At 39.4% G+C, this 15,999-nt stretch carries 11 protein-coding genes and 1 pseudogene; 8 read left to right on the top strand and 4 right to left on the bottom strand.

What is annotated here, in order from left to right; translation table 11 throughout:
- Positions 1-25 precede the first annotated feature (25 nt).
- Positions 26-424, bottom strand: a complete 399-nt coding sequence (locus AC07M3_RS07955) for a cation efflux protein, CzcI-like (protein ID WP_494566998.1) — start codon at positions 422-424, stop codon at positions 26-28.
- A 158-nt stretch (positions 425-582) separates the two neighbouring features.
- Here AC07M3_RS07955 and AC07M3_RS07950 point away from each other — a divergent pair, with 158 nt between their 5' ends.
- Positions 583-1,275, top strand: a complete 693-nt coding sequence (locus tag AC07M3_RS07950; protein ID WP_494566999.1) for a YidX family protein — start codon at positions 583-585, stop codon at positions 1,273-1,275.
- Positions 1,276-1,336: 61 nt separating this feature from the next.
- Here the strand turns inward: AC07M3_RS07950 and ettA are convergent, their stop codons facing one another.
- Positions 1,337-2,998 carry an energy-dependent translational throttle protein EttA gene (gene ettA, locus AC07M3_RS07945; RefSeq protein ID WP_003653862.1) on the bottom strand — a complete coding sequence of 554 codons (1,662 nt, stop codon included), beginning with the start codon at positions 2,996-2,998 and terminating at the stop codon, positions 1,337-1,339.
- Between the two features lie 296 nt (positions 2,999-3,294).
- Here ettA and AC07M3_RS07940 point away from each other — a divergent pair, with 296 nt between their 5' ends.
- Together AC07M3_RS07940 and AC07M3_RS07935 are read left to right on the top strand one after the other, a co-directional pair.
- A complete protein-coding gene (locus AC07M3_RS07940; RefSeq protein ID WP_494567000.1) occupies positions 3,295-4,572 on the top strand; it encodes an O-acetylhomoserine aminocarboxypropyltransferase/cysteine synthase family protein in 1,278 nt (425 codons plus the stop codon).
- 273 nt (positions 4,573-4,845) lie between these two features.
- On the top strand, positions 4,846-5,736 hold the full coding sequence (locus AC07M3_RS07935; RefSeq protein ID WP_045433483.1) for an SDR family NAD(P)-dependent oxidoreductase: 891 nt from the start codon (positions 4,846-4,848) through the stop codon (positions 5,734-5,736).
- Between the two features lie 66 nt (positions 5,737-5,802).
- Here the strand turns inward: AC07M3_RS07935 and AC07M3_RS07930 are convergent, their stop codons facing one another.
- Positions 5,803-7,992 carry a solute carrier family 23 protein gene (locus AC07M3_RS07930; RefSeq protein ID WP_494567001.1) on the bottom strand — a complete coding sequence of 730 codons (2,190 nt, stop codon included), beginning with the start codon at positions 7,990-7,992 and terminating at the stop codon, positions 5,803-5,805.
- A 307-nt stretch (positions 7,993-8,299) separates the two neighbouring features.
- On the bottom strand, positions 8,300-10,648 hold the full coding sequence (locus AC07M3_RS07925) for a Tex family protein (RefSeq protein ID WP_494567002.1): 2,349 nt from the start codon (positions 10,646-10,648) through the stop codon (positions 8,300-8,302).
- A 668-nt stretch (positions 10,649-11,316) separates the two neighbouring features.
- Here AC07M3_RS07925 and ompR point away from each other — a divergent pair.
- The 5 genes and pseudogenes from ompR (at position 11,317) to AC07M3_RS07900 (ending at position 15,824) form a co-directional block, all read left to right on the top strand.
- Complete coding sequence (ompR, locus tag AC07M3_RS07920; protein WP_000060753.1) at positions 11,317-12,081, top strand: osmolarity response regulator transcription factor OmpR; 765 nt, start codon at positions 11,317-11,319, stop codon at positions 12,079-12,081.
- 17 nt (positions 12,082-12,098) lie between these two features.
- Positions 12,099-13,556: an ATP-binding protein gene (locus AC07M3_RS07915; protein WP_092708218.1), complete on the top strand. Its 1,458-nt coding sequence runs from the start codon at positions 12,099-12,101 to the stop codon at positions 13,554-13,556.
- Between the two features lie 27 nt (positions 13,557-13,583).
- A pseudogene (locus AC07M3_RS07910) lies at positions 13,584-13,712 on the top strand (hypothetical protein).
- Positions 13,713-13,747: 35 nt separating this feature from the next.
- Positions 13,748-15,262 (top strand): succinyl-CoA:acetate CoA-transferase ScpC, encoded by a 1,515-nt coding sequence (gene scpC, locus AC07M3_RS07905; RefSeq protein WP_003653872.1) that lies wholly within the window; start codon positions 13,748-13,750, stop codon positions 15,260-15,262.
- Positions 15,263-15,392: 130 nt separating this feature from the next.
- The gene (locus AC07M3_RS07900; RefSeq protein WP_004639785.1) at positions 15,393-15,824 is read left to right on the top strand and encodes a GNAT family acetyltransferase; all 432 of its coding nucleotides are present in this window, start codon (positions 15,393-15,395) and stop codon (positions 15,822-15,824) included.
- Positions 15,825-15,999: the final 175 nt, after the last annotated feature.

The raw sequence follows: 15,999 nt of genomic DNA, 5'->3' as shown, positions 1-15,999 counted from the left end.
GGTGGGCTTTTTTTGGCTACCCCACCTATAGCGGGGTTAAAACAGGAGGAGGTTTTAAAGCAGTAAGATGGGGTGACTGGTAAGAATTAGACCAGTGATAAATTTGTGAGAGTTCCTGCACATGTACTACAGGTGCTTCAGCTTGTTTTGCAACTTCAGTCATCACAACATGAAAACATGAAGGTAAATGATCATGGTGATCTTGCAAATTTAAGGGAGCTTTATGAGAGGTGCTTCCGGCATCGTTCTGTTCAGTATGACTACGATGTGTGCCTTGATCTATATTCAAAGCCGCATGATGCCCGAAATGATGCAATGATTTTTCCTGGTTTTCATGCGCGCAAAATGCCGCTGCCACATTCCATAAACTCTGGAATATGAGCAAACTAAACAAGACGGACACAAAAATTGTGGAACGTGGCAAAAGCGCACCATTAAACTAAAAAGTTGAACAAAGCCACTATAACAGGCACTAGGCATGTAATAAAATTACAAAACCTCGAATCACGAATCCTCACCTTTTAATTTAGAACTTATCTCACGTTAGACGAGACAAAAATAACTTATTATTGAGTAATCATTATGTACAAGCTTTTTTCTGTATCTATATTAACAATTTGCTTTGGCTTAACTGGCTGTGCAACGTCAATACTATCATCAGCCTTGCCCGATGAAACAACTCAAGTTCAGACGAATACTTTAAAAACAGATCAAATTATTGCCCTAGGACAGGCAGTTAAAAATCAGCAGGAACAAGGATTGGTATTTATAGGTCAAGACTATAATTATTTAATGACCGATGGTAGCGCAGAGTTTCTAAAAATTATTAAAACCATTCCATCCACCGAAAGAACACTTAATATCCCCTCTCCACTTGTACTCACTATGGATGATCCAAATCATTTTCATGGAGTAATACAGATTCGCTATAATACACGCATGGGGAATCTAAATAAAAAGCAAAAAGATATGTTAACGGATTTGGATTTTAAACAGAATTTTGCCATGCTCCAAGCTCAAGAAAATACCCCATATCCCTATATTAATATTTCTTTCAAAGGCCAGCTTTATGAAGCTAAAGACCTAAAAGATATTCAACAAAAACTAGCAACTCCTTACGTAGTTGAATTACAGGAAAAAATTGAAACAACTAAAAAACATCCATTCAAACGTGCTACCCGCAAGGTTTTATACCCTTTAGCAATGACCTTTGATGTAATTGTTATTGCCCCATCTTTAATATGGGCAGATTTACATGGTGACTTTAATAAATAAAGCACTAAGATTCCTAAAACAAAAAACCAGCCCTTAGGCTGGTTTTTAAATTTAGCAGTAATTAACCGCTAATTTTTTTGTATTTCGTACGTTTTTGAGCAGCATCATCACCCAAACGTGACTGGCGATATGCTTCATATTCAGCATAGTTACCTGCGTAGAATTCTGGCTGTTCATTTTCAAATGACAAGATATGTGTCGCAATACGGTCAAGGAACCAACGGTCATGCGATACCACCATTACCGTACCAGGGAATACAAGAATTGCATCCTCAAGCGCACGTAAAGTTTCAATATCCAAGTCGTTTGATGGCTCATCCAGTAAGATTACGTTTGCACCTAACTGTAAAATCTTCGCCAGTTGTAAACGGTTACGCTCACCACCAGACAATTCACCTACACGTTTTTGCTGATCTTGACCTTTAAAGTTAAAACGGCCGATATAAGCACGTGACGCGATTTCGTAATCACCGATTTTTAAGATATCTAAACCGCCAGAAACTTCTTCCCAAACAGTTTTATTATTATCTAGAGTGTCACGGATCTGACCAACATAAGCAACTTTAACCGACTCACCTAAGGTCACAGTACCTGTATCAGGTTGCTGTTCGCCGGTCATCATACGGAATAAAGTCGTTTTACCTGCACCGTTTGGACCAACGATACCAACAATCGCTGTTGGAGGTACGGTAAACGTTAAGTTTTCGTACAACAAGCGACCATCAAATGATTTGCTGATGCCTTCCACTTCCACAACTTTGTTACCCAAACGTGGACCAGGTGGAATATAGATTTCAGACGTTTCATTACGTTGCTGGAATTCTTTAGAGTTAAGCTCTTCAAAACGTTCCATACGCGCTTTGTTTTTCTTTTGCTGACCTTTAGCATTTGAACGAACCCATTCAAGTTCTTTTTTCAATGCTTTAGCAAAAGATTCTTCTTGTTTATTTTCCTGCTCTAAACGAGCATTCTTTTGTTCTAACCAAGAAGAATAGTTCCCTTGATAAGGAATACCCATACCACGGTCAAGTTCAAGAATCCACTCAGCTACGTTATCCAAGAAATAACGGTCATGCGTAATCGCAACGATAGTACCAGGGAAATCTTTCAAGAAACGTTCTAACCAAGTTACAGATTCTGCATCCAAATGGTTCGTCGGTTCGTCCAGAAGTAACATATCTGGTTTAGAAAGCAATAAGCGGCAAAGTGCAACACGACGGCGCTCACCACCTGAAAGTAATGATACGTCTGCATCCCAAGCTGGAAGATTCAAAGCATCCGCAGCAATTTCAAGCTGGTTGTTTAGGTTGTGTGCATCCCAAGCATGGATAATTGATTCTAATTTTTCCTGCTCTTTTGCAAGTGCATCAAAATCTGCATCTGGATCTGCATACTCTGCAAAAACTTGATCAAGACGTTCTAATGCATCTAAAGCTTCACGCACGCCATCTTCAACGTTACCACGAACGTCTTTAGTCGGATCTAGCGGTGGTTCTTGCTCTAAATAGCCGATTTTAATTCCAGGTTGTGCACGAGCCTCACCAGAGAAATCTTTATCTACGCCAGCCATAATACGAAGCAAGGTAGATTTACCTGCACCGTTCAAACCGAGTACACCAATTTTGGCACCCGGGAAAAATGATAAAGAGATGTCTTTTAAGATTTCGCGCTTTGGCGGAACCATCTTAGACACTCGGTTCATCGTATAAATATATTGGGCCACGCAGGACTCCTCAATTGAAAAACCAGTACATCGCAATAAGCGATAAATAATCGCGCGTATTATACGCTGAAAACCTCTTTGACTTGAAGTTATGATTTCCATCGTACGGATTTATCAAACAATTTTCTTTTTCAATAAGTTGCAAAATGTTTATGTATAAGATTTATACAAGGTTTCAGCGTATATTTTTCTATCTTTATTCCTAAAATTGGAAAACAAACCAGAATTTCTGCAATTTTCTCTATTCGTTTTAGGCTAGACTCGCTCAATATTTAACTCACGAAGATGAAGTAATAATGACTTATAAAGATGAAACCTTAGCCATTCATGCAGGCTATTCACCAGAGGCGACCACAAAAGCTGTTGCGGTTCCTATTTATCAAACCACATCTTATGCATTTGATAATACCCAGCACGGTGCCGATCTTTTCGATTTAAAAGTTCAAGGTAATATTTATACCCGTATTATGAACCCAACGACCTCTGTGCTTGAACAGCGTCTTGCCGCGCTTGAAGGTGGTATTGGAGCTTTAGCATTAGCATCTGGTATGGCCGCAATTACTTATGCTATTCAAACGATTACTGAAGCAGGAGACAACATTGCCTCGGTCTCAACATTGTATGGTGGAACCTATAACTTATTTGCCCACACCTTACCGAAACAAGGTATCGAAGTTCGTTTTTTTGATTACCAAAAGCCTGAAAGCTTACGTAACTTAATTGATGATAAAACCAAACTGGTTTTTGTTGAGTCGATTGGTAACCCACTCGGCAATATTATTGATCTAGAGGCGATTGCTAAAATTGCTCATGAATATGGGGTTCCAGTCGTTGTAGACAATACCGTTGCCACCCCTGCTTTATTAAAACCTTTTGAATATGGTGCCGATATCGTCATTCATTCTCTTACAAAATATATCGGTGGTCATGGCAATAGCATCGGCGGTGCGATTGTAGATAGCGGTAAATTCCCTTGGGGTAAATATCCGGAACGCTTTAAAGTTTTGAACACACCAGATCCGAGTTATCACGGGGTTAATTATGTTGAAGCATTAGGTGAAGCAGCTTATATTGCACGAGCTCGCGTAGTTCCATTACGCAATACAGGTGCAGCAATTAGCCCTTTAAGTGTGTTCTTAATTTTACAGGGTCTAGAGACTCTAAATTTAAGAATGGAACGCCATACTGAAAATGCTCAAAAAATTGCGGAATATTTGCAAAATCACCCAAAAGTAAAATGGGTGAATTATGCAGGCCTCAAAGACCACCCACAGCACCAACTGGCTCAAAAATATGTAAAAGGCAAGCCTTCTGCAATTTTGTCTTTTGGCGTGCAAGATGGTCTCGAAGGTGGTACTCGTTTCATCGATGCACTACAACTGTTTACTCGTCTCGTAAATATTGGCGATGCCAAAAGTTTAGCTTGCCACCCTGCAACGACAACTCACCGCCAGCTCAACGAACAAGAACTTAAAGCTGCGGGCGTAAGTGAAGATATGGTGCGTCTTTCGATTGGTATTGAGCATATCGATGACTTAATCGCCGATTTAGAACAAGCGCTTTCAGCTGTATAACTTTTAAACTATCTAACAAGCCTCTGGAAACAGAGGCTTTTTTATTTTCTGCTCATGATAGGACTAAAAACAATTAATGGATTAAGATACTATTTTAGAGTTTTTACTCTAAATAAATTGTTAAATTTCATATATTTACAGACTAGACAATTTTTAAACATCTATTAAGATAAGAGCTATATTTATGAGTTCATTTGGATGAACCTACGGTTGTAAAAAATAAAAATTACATACCGGAATAAATAGTCCCTGCCCCTACTTAGGTAAAATGCTGTGAATAAAAAATTAGAAGCTCTGTTCCAGGAAAAGGTACAAGATAAAGTCATTTTAGTGACAGGCGCCTCGAGTGGAATCGGATTAACGATTTCAAACAAACTTGCTGATGCTGGTGCTCATGTTTTACTTGTTGCCCGTACTCAAGAAACTTTGGAAGAAGTGAAAGCAGGTATTGAAAGTCGTGGCGGTAAGGCATCAATTTTCCCATGTGATCTCAACGATATGGATACGATTGATCAAGTATCTAAAGAAATTTTAGCTACGGTTGATCACATTGATATTTTAATTAATAACGCCGGTCGTTCTATTCGCCGTGCCGTACATGAGTCTTATGATCGTTTCCATGACTTTGAACGCACGATGCAGTTAAATTATTTTGGCGCAGTGCGCTTAGTTCTCAATATTTTGCCTCATATGATTCAACGTCAAGATGGGCAAATTATTAATATTAGCTCGATTGGTGTGTTAGCAAATGCGACTCGCTTCTCTGCCTATGTGGCATCTAAAGCTGCTCTCGATGCATTTAGCCGCTGCCTATCAGCTGAGGTTCATGCACATAAAATCGCAATTACTTCAATCTATATGCCGTTGGTTCGCACTCCGATGATTGCACCAACTAAAATTTATAAATATGTACCAACACTTTCACCTGAGCAGGCTGCTGACTTAATTGCTTATGCAATTGTGAAACGTCCAAAACGTATGGCAACCAACTTAGGGCGTTTAGCCTCAATGACTTATTCAGTTGCGCCTGGTATCAACAATATGTTTATGTCGATTGGCTTCCGCTTATTCCCAAGTTCGGATGCAGCAAAAGGTGAAAAAGCTGAAAAACTGAATTGGGCACAAAAAGCATATGCACGAATTTTCCCAGGTGAACACTGGTAATTTTGAATTAATATCATAGTGAATAAAAAAGCGCCTCAAGTGAGGCGCTTTTTTTAACTGGAAATATTACCCATCAAGAAACTGAACATGTCCTGTTTTTACATCATAAATTGCACCCACAACTGCAATCTCACCTCGCTCAACCATATCTTTTAAGACGTTACTCTGGTTAATGATGTATTGAATGTTGTAGTGAACATTCATGGCAGTCACCTGATTGATAAAGGCTTTACTTAGATCACGTGGCTGCATAATGTCATATACACTATCAACTGAATGCATTAACGGCCCAAGCACATATTGAATATGTGGCATTTCCTTAACGTCAGCCACTTGCTTATGCTCTAAGCGTAATTGACATGCGCTCGTCACCGCACCGCAATCGGTATGTCCCAAAACAACGATTACTTTAGAGCCTTTAGCCTGACAAGCAAACTCAAGAGAACCCAGTACTTTTTGCCCAGCAATATTACCTGCGATTCGTAAGCTAAATAGATCACCGATACCCACGTCAAAAATCATTTCGGTAGGTGCACGTGAGTCCATACAACCAAGGACTGCTGCTATCGGATGTTGCCCTTCATCTGCGGTAACTCGAATTTGTCGATAAATATCGCGTTGTAGGCGTTCGTTTCTTACAAAACGTTCATTACCTTCTTTAAGCAAATTCACGACTTGCTGTGGACTCAGTTTTTGTTGTAAATCCCTTGTACTAATATCAATATCAAGTACCGCATCATCAACATCTTGATAGTGTTGTTTGAACCCGACCAGTTTAAGATTTACCTGCCGTTTAATAGCAGTTTCACTTTGATAATCTTGAATAACTTGATAGATATCAGGATCAATCGAATCACATTGGGTTGCATCAATAATGAGTTGTTGATGTTTATGTACATGTTCCAATGCAGAAATAAGCGCAGAACGATTTAGAAAGGTTACTTGTGACGGAAGTTCAATACGAGTAACTACACCATGTAAACGCTTCTCTCTATAAACACGAATACCCTTATTAAAATTGCCATAGAGAATAAAAGCACTGCTGGTAAATAGACCAATTAAAATTCCCATTAAAAGATCAGTCAGTAAAATTGCAACCAAGGTAATAATAAAAGGTAAAAATTGTTTCCAACCCTTTTGATAGAGCTGTCTAAATAATCTTGGGTGAGTAAGCTTAAAGCCTGTCACGATTAAGATCGCAGCCAATGCCGACAGTGGAATCATGTTCATTAATGGCACGAAGAACAAAACCGCTAATAGCAACAATACGCCATGAATAATGGTAGAGCATTTGCTACGCGCGCCTGTATTTGCATTCACCGAACTACGTACAATTACTGAGGTCACAGGCATTCCACCAATTAAGCCAGAAATGATGTTACCTGTACCTTGTGCCCAGAGTTCACGGTTAGGAGGAGAAGAGCGTTTTTGAGGATCAATTTTATCTGCCGCTTCCAGATTCAATAATGTTTCTAACGATGCAACGACAGCAAGCGTAATTGCTCCTGTGTAAATCATAGGCTCAGCTAAATAGCTAAAATCAGGGAAAATTAATACTTCTTCGGGTGCTTGCAATATATTCGGCAATTGAATGAGGTTATCAATTTGTACTGCCCATGGGGAGCCAATACTCACCAAAATAAAATTTAAACCCGCTGCCAACACAACTGCAATCAGAGCAGAAGGTAAAGCCAGTTTTTTGAGTGGACTACTATCCCACGCTAAAATTAAGAATAAACTGAGCAAACCAATGAGTGCAGCTCCTCCATCAAAACGCTGAAGAAATGCATCTGGCGTTGAAGTCCAAACCTGTTTCCATGAAAAATCAGAAAGTCCGAACAGGTAAGGTAATTGTGTTGCAATCAGGATGACGCCAATAGCGGCTAATAGTCCTAAAATGACATTATTTGGAATAAAGTTGGCAAAAAAACCTAACTTGAATAATCCAAATAGAATTTGTAGAACACCGGCGAAAATAATACACAATAAAAAGGCGGCATAATTGCCGCCTAATTGTTCTAACTGTACAAGAATTACAGCAGTTAGTCCTGCTGCTGGTCCTGCAACGCTAATGTGAGAACCACTCAGTAGACCTACAATAATACCACCAACAATACCAGCAATAATGCCAGAGATAATGGGAGCTCCTGAGGCTAAAGCGATACCCAAACACAGCGGTAATGCCACAAGGAATACGACAACTCCGGACAGGAGGTCTTTTAAATGAAATCTATTCTTCAGGTTTAAAACCGACATAAAACAACCATTTATAATATAAAGAAATAAGCAAAGTTGTACTATTACAGCCTGAAAGTGAGTAAAAGCTTCAAGGCTTGGTTGATGGTGTCGGACAACTGAATATCGTTAAAGTTGAGTTATGCTATAACGTTGTATATTTGATTGTAGGTTTCACAAAGTTTTGTTGATCTTAAGATTCACCTCATCTTTACGACTGCGATTTTTTTCTTAACTGCTTTTATATAATTATCATTGTTAAAAAATAATTCTTAACCCATAAAAAAAAAGGCCTCCGATTGGAGGCCTTTTTATCAATTAAAAACTCTTATTTAGAGCCTTTAATCCCTGCTTGTAGTAACAATGCACCTAAACCGCCAATCTTTTGTTCTTGTGGTTTATCTTGCTTGCTACGCTGAGGACGTTCAGCTTGATCTTTACGCGGTTGAGGACGTTTAGCTTGAGGTTTACGCTCAAAACGCTGTTCTGTATTTTGCTCACGACGTGGTGGACGCGGCGCTTTAACAGGTGCAGAACCTTCAGCACGCATACTTAAGTTCACGCGGTTACGTTCAACATCAACCTGCATAACACGCACTTGTACGATTTGGCCAGGTTTTACAACTTTATGCGGATCAGATACGAATTCATTTGCTAATTCAGAAATATGAACTAAGCCATCCTGATGCACACCGATATCAACAAAGGCACCAAAGTTTGTGACATTAGTGATCACACCTTCAAGTTGCATACCTTCTGTCAATTGACCAACTTCAGTAATATCTTCACGGAATTTAGCAGTACGGAACTCTGGACGTGGGTCACGACCCGGTTTTTCAAGTTCAGCTAAAACGTCTTGAATTGTTGGTAAACCAAATTTGTCATCAACAAATTCATCAGCTTTTACTTGGCGAATGATTTCAGTATTACCAATGATGTCTTTAACAGTTGTTGCTTTTGCTGCAACAATTTTCTCAACAAGACCATAACTTTCAGGGTGAACTGAAGAAGCATCTAAAGGTTCAGAACCATTTTGAATACGTAAGAAACCAGCTGCCTGCTCAAAAGTACGCTCGCCTAAACGTGGGACACTTTTCAACGCTTGACGGTTATCAAAACGGCCATGCTCTTTGCGGTATTCAACAATTTGTTGAGCAATTGCTTTGTTTAAACCTGCGATATAAGCCAAGATTGCTGGTGAAGCGGTATTTACATCAACGCCTACAGCATTCACACAGTCTTCTACCACTGCATCAAGTGTTTTTGCCAAACCGGTCTGGTTCACATCGTGTTGATATTGGCCCACACCGATTGATTTCGGATCTATCTTAACAAGTTCAGCAAGTGGATCTTGTAAACGGCGAGCAATAGAAACTGCACCACGAATTGAAACGTCAAGTTCTGGAAGTTCTGCCGACGCAAGTTCACTTGCAGAGTAAACAGATGCACCCGCTTCACTTACAGTGATTCGTGTTAAATTCAAATCAGTATTCGCAGCCATCATTTCAGCGACTACAGCTTCTGTTTCACGGCTAGCTGTACCATTACCAATTGCAATGAGCTCTACATTATATTCACGGCATAGGCGTGCAAGTTCAGCAATTGAGCCTTCTTTATCTTCTTTTGGAGCAAATGGATAAATCGTGCTGTGAGCGAGTACATCACCTGCATCGCTGATTACTGCCAGTTTCACACCAGTACGAATACCAGGGTCAACACCCAAAGTAGTACGGCTACCAGCTGGCGCTGACAATAATAAATGACGAAGATTTTCAGCAAATACCTGCATTGCTTCTGCTTCGGCAGTAAGACGTTTTTCTGTCAGCAATGAATGCTCGATTTGCGGGCGAATCTTACCTAACCAGAATAATTTTGCAGTTTGCTTCAAGAAGTCCTGACGTGCTTGAGGTTGAACTTGCTCAAGGTTGTATTCAGTTTCAATACGCGCCAATGGTGCATCATCTTCACCATCTACTTTCAAACCCAATACGTTTTCTTGACGACCACGTAACATCGCCAATAAACGATGAGAAGGTAATTTGTTTAGACCTTCAGAGAATTCAAAGTAATCACGGAACTTTTTACCAACTTCTTTCTTTTCTTCAGATGCAACTGCACTTTTTAAAACCGCAGTTTTTGCAAAAGTTGTTTTTAATTCTGTAGTCAGTGAAATATTTTGTGCCCAGTCATCAATCAGAATATGCTGAATTGCATCTAACTGACTTTCAACATCTGGGTAGTCTTCGTGACTAAACCCAGCTAATGCTTCTGTCGGGTCAACTTGTTCTGCAATAATTTTTTCAGCAATTGGTCCTAAACCTGCTTCTTTTGCTTTAAAAGACTTACTTGTACGCTTAGGGCGATACGGTGCATAAATTTCTTCTAAAGCATTTTTTGTTTCGGCTGCATTCACCCGCGCCAACAAGTCATCACTCAATTTATTCTGTTCTTGCAATGACTGAATAACTTTTTCACGGCGCTCATATAAATCACGTAAATACGCTAAACGAGTATCTAATTGGCGTAACTGCGTATCATCTAAACCTTGTGTTACTTCTTTACGGTAACGGGCAATAAATGGAACACTGGCACCTTCATCAATTAAGCGGATGGCAGCTTCTACTTGGTTTGGACGTACGGCAAGCTCACTTGCCAACTGCTGAACTAAGTCAGTCATCGTGTTTGATCCCACAAGGATAAAGTTTAAAAGCACTGATTATAAAGACCAAGCCCATAAAATCCACACTTGTTTGCGTATTCAAAACGTTTTTTTGTATTGACTCTGAATATTTATAGTTTTTACGACTACTAGAGCACATAAAAACAGGAGTTCAACTATGAAAAAGTTGAGGCTGAGCTCTGTTTTTTAATCTTTATAAAATATAAACGTAGGCCTTGTGTCATGAAAGTGACAAAATTTTATTATAAATTATGAGAAAATGATCATATTGATACATTCCTCAAAAGCTAAAAACATAGCGATTCAACAAGGTTTTATACGTCCAATCTTTTAACCAACCCATCTATCTGCTTACTTCAACAATTAAAAGCTCTATAACAACCAAGTTGGCTTACCTAAAATAACTTATTTGAAACAATTAGTTATTACTATTTAATTATTAAAAATTTATCAAATATTTAAGTATTTGTTTTTTTAGATCAGTCTTTGCTAAATTAGGGGCTTAAGATGTTGTTTTTTGGTTTCAAACCACCTTGAAAATTGTAATTTTGAGCAAATTGATACATAGTCTTAACGAGAACATCAGCATTATACTGAGGGCTTGCTGGCAATAAGCCTCACCGACCCAATAATATATAAATTATGACTTTAAAAGGGAGTACATCATGAGTTTAGTTGTACCTGCTGAACATCCTGAAACCGTACACAACGAAACGGATCGTGTCGAACGTATTTTAGTGGTCGATGACGATGTGCGTTTACGTACCCTCTTGCAACGTTTTTTGGAAGATAAAGGCTTTGTTGTAAAAACTGCCCACGATGCTTCACAAATGGACCGTTTATTACAACGTGAGTTATTTTCACTTATCGTACTCGACTTTATGTTGCCAGTTGAAGATGGTTTGAGTATTTGCCGTCGTTTACGCCAATCAAATATAGATACGCCTATTATCATGTTAACAGCGCGTGGTAGCGATTCAGACCGTATTGCAGGTCTGGAAGCTGGTGCAGACGATTACTTGCCAAAACCATTTAATCCAAATGAACTTTTAGCCCGTATCCGCGCTGTATTGCGTCGCCAAGTTCGTGAAGTTCCTGGCGCTCCAAGCCAACAAGTTGAAGTTGTAAGCTTTGGACCATGGTCTTTAGACTTGTCTACCCGCACGCTGACACGTGAAGGACAAATCGTTACCTTAACGACTGGTGAATTTGCAGTATTAAAAGCCTTGGTACAACACCCACGTGAACCATTAACGCGCGACAAACTCATGAATTTGGCTCGTGGTCGTGAATGGGGTGCAATGGAACGTTCAATTGACGTTCAAGTCTCTCGTCTACGTCGTTTAATTGAAGATAATCCTGCACGTGCACGTTATATCCAAACTGTATGGGGCGTGGGTTATGTATTTGTTCCAGATGGTGCGGAATAAGATTGAGATAAGATAGAGTGAGTTTAGAACCAATCGCGCCACAAAACTTTACTGACTACACCACCTACTCTGAACGGAAACGAACTCGGTGGGAACGTTTTCTCGACAAAATTAAGCCACGCTCTGCTGCCATGCGTACCACCATTCTGGTACTGCTGGTGGTGTTTTTTAGCTTATTTATGTCGTTATGGTTCTTTTGGCGCACTCTCTATTTACCTGAAATTCAACAACATGCCCGTTATCTCGCAGTTGAACTTGAACTCGTCAACAATCCAGATATACGAATTTTTCATCGTGACAACGAAGTTGATGTTGATGCGTGGTTACGTAATCGGGTTGGTATTGAATACGTTACCAACCCCAAAGAATATCCAAGCGTCCGCGATAAAGTTATTGCTGAATTTTTTACCAATCAGATCGAACAAAAACTGGCAAATGAGATTGGGACGAAGGATGTTACGGTTTACTTCCAATTCAAACCTAGCCCACGCATCTGGATTCAAACACCTGAAATGCACGGGAACTGGGTCCGTGAGCCTTTAAAAACCTATGCCAATTATAGCCCTGAGCTGTTAATTGGTTGGATCGTTGGTGTTCCATTACTTTCCGCGATTATTATTCTGATTTTAGTTAGGCAGATGAACCGCCCTTTACGTCGTTTGCAAAATGCTGCCAATGAATATAGTAAAGCTGGAACGGCACCTTACTTAGATACCAATCATGGCCCCTTAGAAATTCGTCAGGTGAACCAAGCCTTTAACCGCATGGTTTATACGCTTGACCAAACTGAGCGTGAACGACGTATTATGTTGGCCGGCATTTCACATGATCTAAGAACTCCTCTTACGCGTATTCGCTTAACGGCGGAAATGTTACCTGATGAGTTTTTACGTGAAGGTCTGGTTTATGATGTAGATGATATGGATGCGATTCTTAATCAGTTCATTTCCTATATGCGTGATGGCTCAGATGAAGAATTGAAAGACACCAATATCAATATGCTTTTACAAGAACTTGTTATCCAGTTTAAGCCACTTGATATTCACTTCGAGATGCAGGATGTGCCAATTATTCCAGCACGTAGCCTTTCTTTAAAGCGACTTATTGCCAACCTGATTAATAATGCAAAACGCTATGGTGCTGAACCGATAGAACTCAGTGCAAAAGTTGAAAATGAACATATTTTAATTACTGTTGCCGATCATGGTGAAGGTATTCCAGCAGATCAAATAGAAGAGTTAATGCAACCTTTTGTTAGAGGAAATTCGGCAAGAACAGTTCAAGGAAGTGGTCTTGGCCTAGCGATTGTCAAACGTATTGTTGATATTCATCATGGTGAAATTCAAATTCATAACCGTGAACAAGGCGGTTTAGAAGTTATTATTTCTTTACCTATCCCAAAACCAAGCACTGAAGAAAACAGCTCGATCAATCCATTAGAAAAAATAAAACAAACTTTGAGTGAGCGCTTTTAATTTAATCAGTTAGTTATTAAAAGCCTCATTTTAAAGACAAATAAAATAATTAAAAATCAATAAAATAAAAACTATAAATATATTTTATACCACCATTTATTTACAAAATTAGACCTTAGCCTAACACCTATGCACTTTTCAATTTTTCATAGCTAAAATCCCCTATGTTTTGACAATTCTGAGGATGTCCAATGTCTTTAAGTCGTATTCGTCTAGCTTCTCTTCATGACAAGGTCATCAGTGCTGAACAAGCTGCACAATTCATCGAAGATGGAATGACCGTAGGTATGAGTGGTTTTACTCGTGCTGGTGAAGCTAAAGCTGTTCCACAAGCACTTGTAGAACTTGCAAAGAAAAATCCGTTAAAAATCACGTTAATTACGGGTGCCAGCTTAGGTAACGACTTAGACAAACAACTCACGGAAGCAGGTGTTTTATCTCGTCGTATGCCATTCCAAGTGGATAACACTTTACGTCGTGCCATTAACAATGGCGAAGTTATGTTTATTGACCAACATTTGTCTGAAACTGTTGAGCAAATGCGTAACCAACAGCTTAAACGTCCTGATGTTGCAGTGATTGAAGCAATTGCAATTACTGAAGATGGCGGCATTATTCCAACGACTTCTGTGGGTAACTCTGCAAGTTTTGCTATCTTTGCCGAGAAAGTTATTGTTGAAATCAACACATCTTTAAGCGAAAGCTTTGAAGGTTTGCACGACATCTACATTCCAACTTATCGTCCAACACGTACTCCAATTCCATTAACAAAAGTGGATGAACGCATTGGTACATCAGCAATCCAAATCGATCCTGCAAAGATTGTTGGTATTGTATTTAACGATACTCACGATTCACCATCAACAGTAACTCCGCCAGATGATGAAACTCAAGGCATTGCAAACCACCTGATCGCTTTCTTTAATAAAGAAGTTGCAGAAGGTCGCTTACCGAAAAGCCTTGGCCCATTACAAGCAGGTATCGGCTCTATTGCCAATGCTGTATTGACTGGCTTAAAAGATTCTGACTTTGAAGACCTCATCATGTATTCAGAAGTATTACAAGACTGTACTTTTGAATTAATTGATGCAGGCAAAATGAAATTTGCTTCTGGTAGCTCAATTACGCTTTCTGCAAAATGTGGTGAAAAAGTTTTTGGCAACATTGAAGCGTACAAAGACAAATTAGTACTTCGTCCACAAGAAATTTCTAACCACCCTGAACTGGTTCGCCGTTTAGGTATTATCGGCATTAATACTGCACTTGAGTTTGATATTTACGGTAACGTGAACTCGACTCATGTGTGTGGTACTAAAATGATGAACGGTATTGGTGGTTCAGGTGACTTCGCTCGTAACGCTCACTTGGCGATCTTTGTAACTAAATCAATTGCTAAAGGCGGTGATATCTCTTCTATCGTGCCAATGGTGAGTCACGTTGACCACAGTGAGCACGATGTTGATATTTTAGTGACAGAGCAAGGTTTAGCAGACTTACGCGGTTTAGCACCTCGTGAACGTGCTCGCGTTGTTATCGACAACTGTGTACACCCACTTTACCGTGATGCATTAAATGATTACTTTGATCGTGCATGTGCTAAAGGTGGACATACGCCTCATTTACTTCGTGAAGCATTGTCTTGGCATGCAAACTTCGAAGAAACAGGTCAAATGCTTCAAGCAGCACCAGTTGCAAAATCAGCTTAAATAACTGGTTTAATTCAAGCACTCCTACGGGGGTGCTTTTTTATTTGTTTAAATTTTTCATAAAATACTGCTCAAGCCCCAATTTTTATTTTATCTTTTCAGCACATCAAAACAAAAAGTAGAAATCCATATGTTTATTATTCGTCAATTTACAAATGCGGATCTGGAAGATGTCGTTATTTTATGGGAAAGCTGTGGCCTGACTCGTCCTTGGAATAATCCTGAAACCGATATTTTCAGAAAAGTCTCACAACAAGATGATTTATTTCTAGTTGCGATTAAAGATGAGCAACTCATTGGCACGCTTATGGGCGGCTACGACGGCCATAGAGGCTGGATTAATTATTTAGCTGTTCACCCTCACCAACAACGCTTAGGAATAGCTACAGCGCTCGTTCAGCAGCTTGAAAAGCGACTGATTGCTCGGGGCTGTCCAAAACTACAATTATTGGTGCGTAAAGATAACCTAAATGTACTGAATTTTTATGAACAGCTCGGTTATGACGAAGTAGAAGCGGTGTGTCTAGGGAAACGTTTAATTAGCGATAGTTCACATGATTAGGCCCTTACTTATTATAGCTTTGACATAATAAGAAAAACCATTTGAGCTTGGGGATAAGTGACAGTGCTTGTGGATAAATCTCATTTTACCCACAAGTAAGGAAATGAATTATTCAAATAAAATCATAAGCATGAAAAAAGCCTCATACGTTATGTATGAGGCTTTTTCGAATATG

The sequence above is a fragment of the Acinetobacter sp. GW821-FHT09D10 genome (assembly GCF_059416285.1).
The sequence above is the reverse complement of the archived record's forward strand: the minus strand, read 5'-3'. Positions and strand labels throughout refer to the sequence as shown.

Coding starts and splice junctions, on each gene's coding strand:
- AC07M3_RS07950 (WP_494566999.1), top strand. CDS start 583: ATGTACAAGCTTTTTTCTGTATCTATATTAACAATTTGCTTTGGCTTA.
- ompR (WP_000060753.1), top strand. CDS start 11,317: ATGAGTTTAGTTGTACCTGCTGAACATCCTGAAACCGTACACAACGAA.
- scpC (WP_003653872.1), top strand. CDS start 13,748: ATGTCTTTAAGTCGTATTCGTCTAGCTTCTCTTCATGACAAGGTCATC.
- AC07M3_RS07930 (WP_494567001.1), bottom strand. CDS start 7,992: ATGTCGGTTTTAAACCTGAAGAATAGATTTCATTTAAAAGACCTCCTG.
- AC07M3_RS07940 (WP_494567000.1), top strand. CDS start 3,295: ATGACTTATAAAGATGAAACCTTAGCCATTCATGCAGGCTATTCACCA.
- AC07M3_RS07900 (WP_004639785.1), top strand. CDS start 15,393: ATGTTTATTATTCGTCAATTTACAAATGCGGATCTGGAAGATGTCGTT.
- AC07M3_RS07925 (WP_494567002.1), bottom strand. CDS start 10,648: ATGACTGACTTAGTTCAGCAGTTGGCAAGTGAGCTTGCCGTACGTCCA.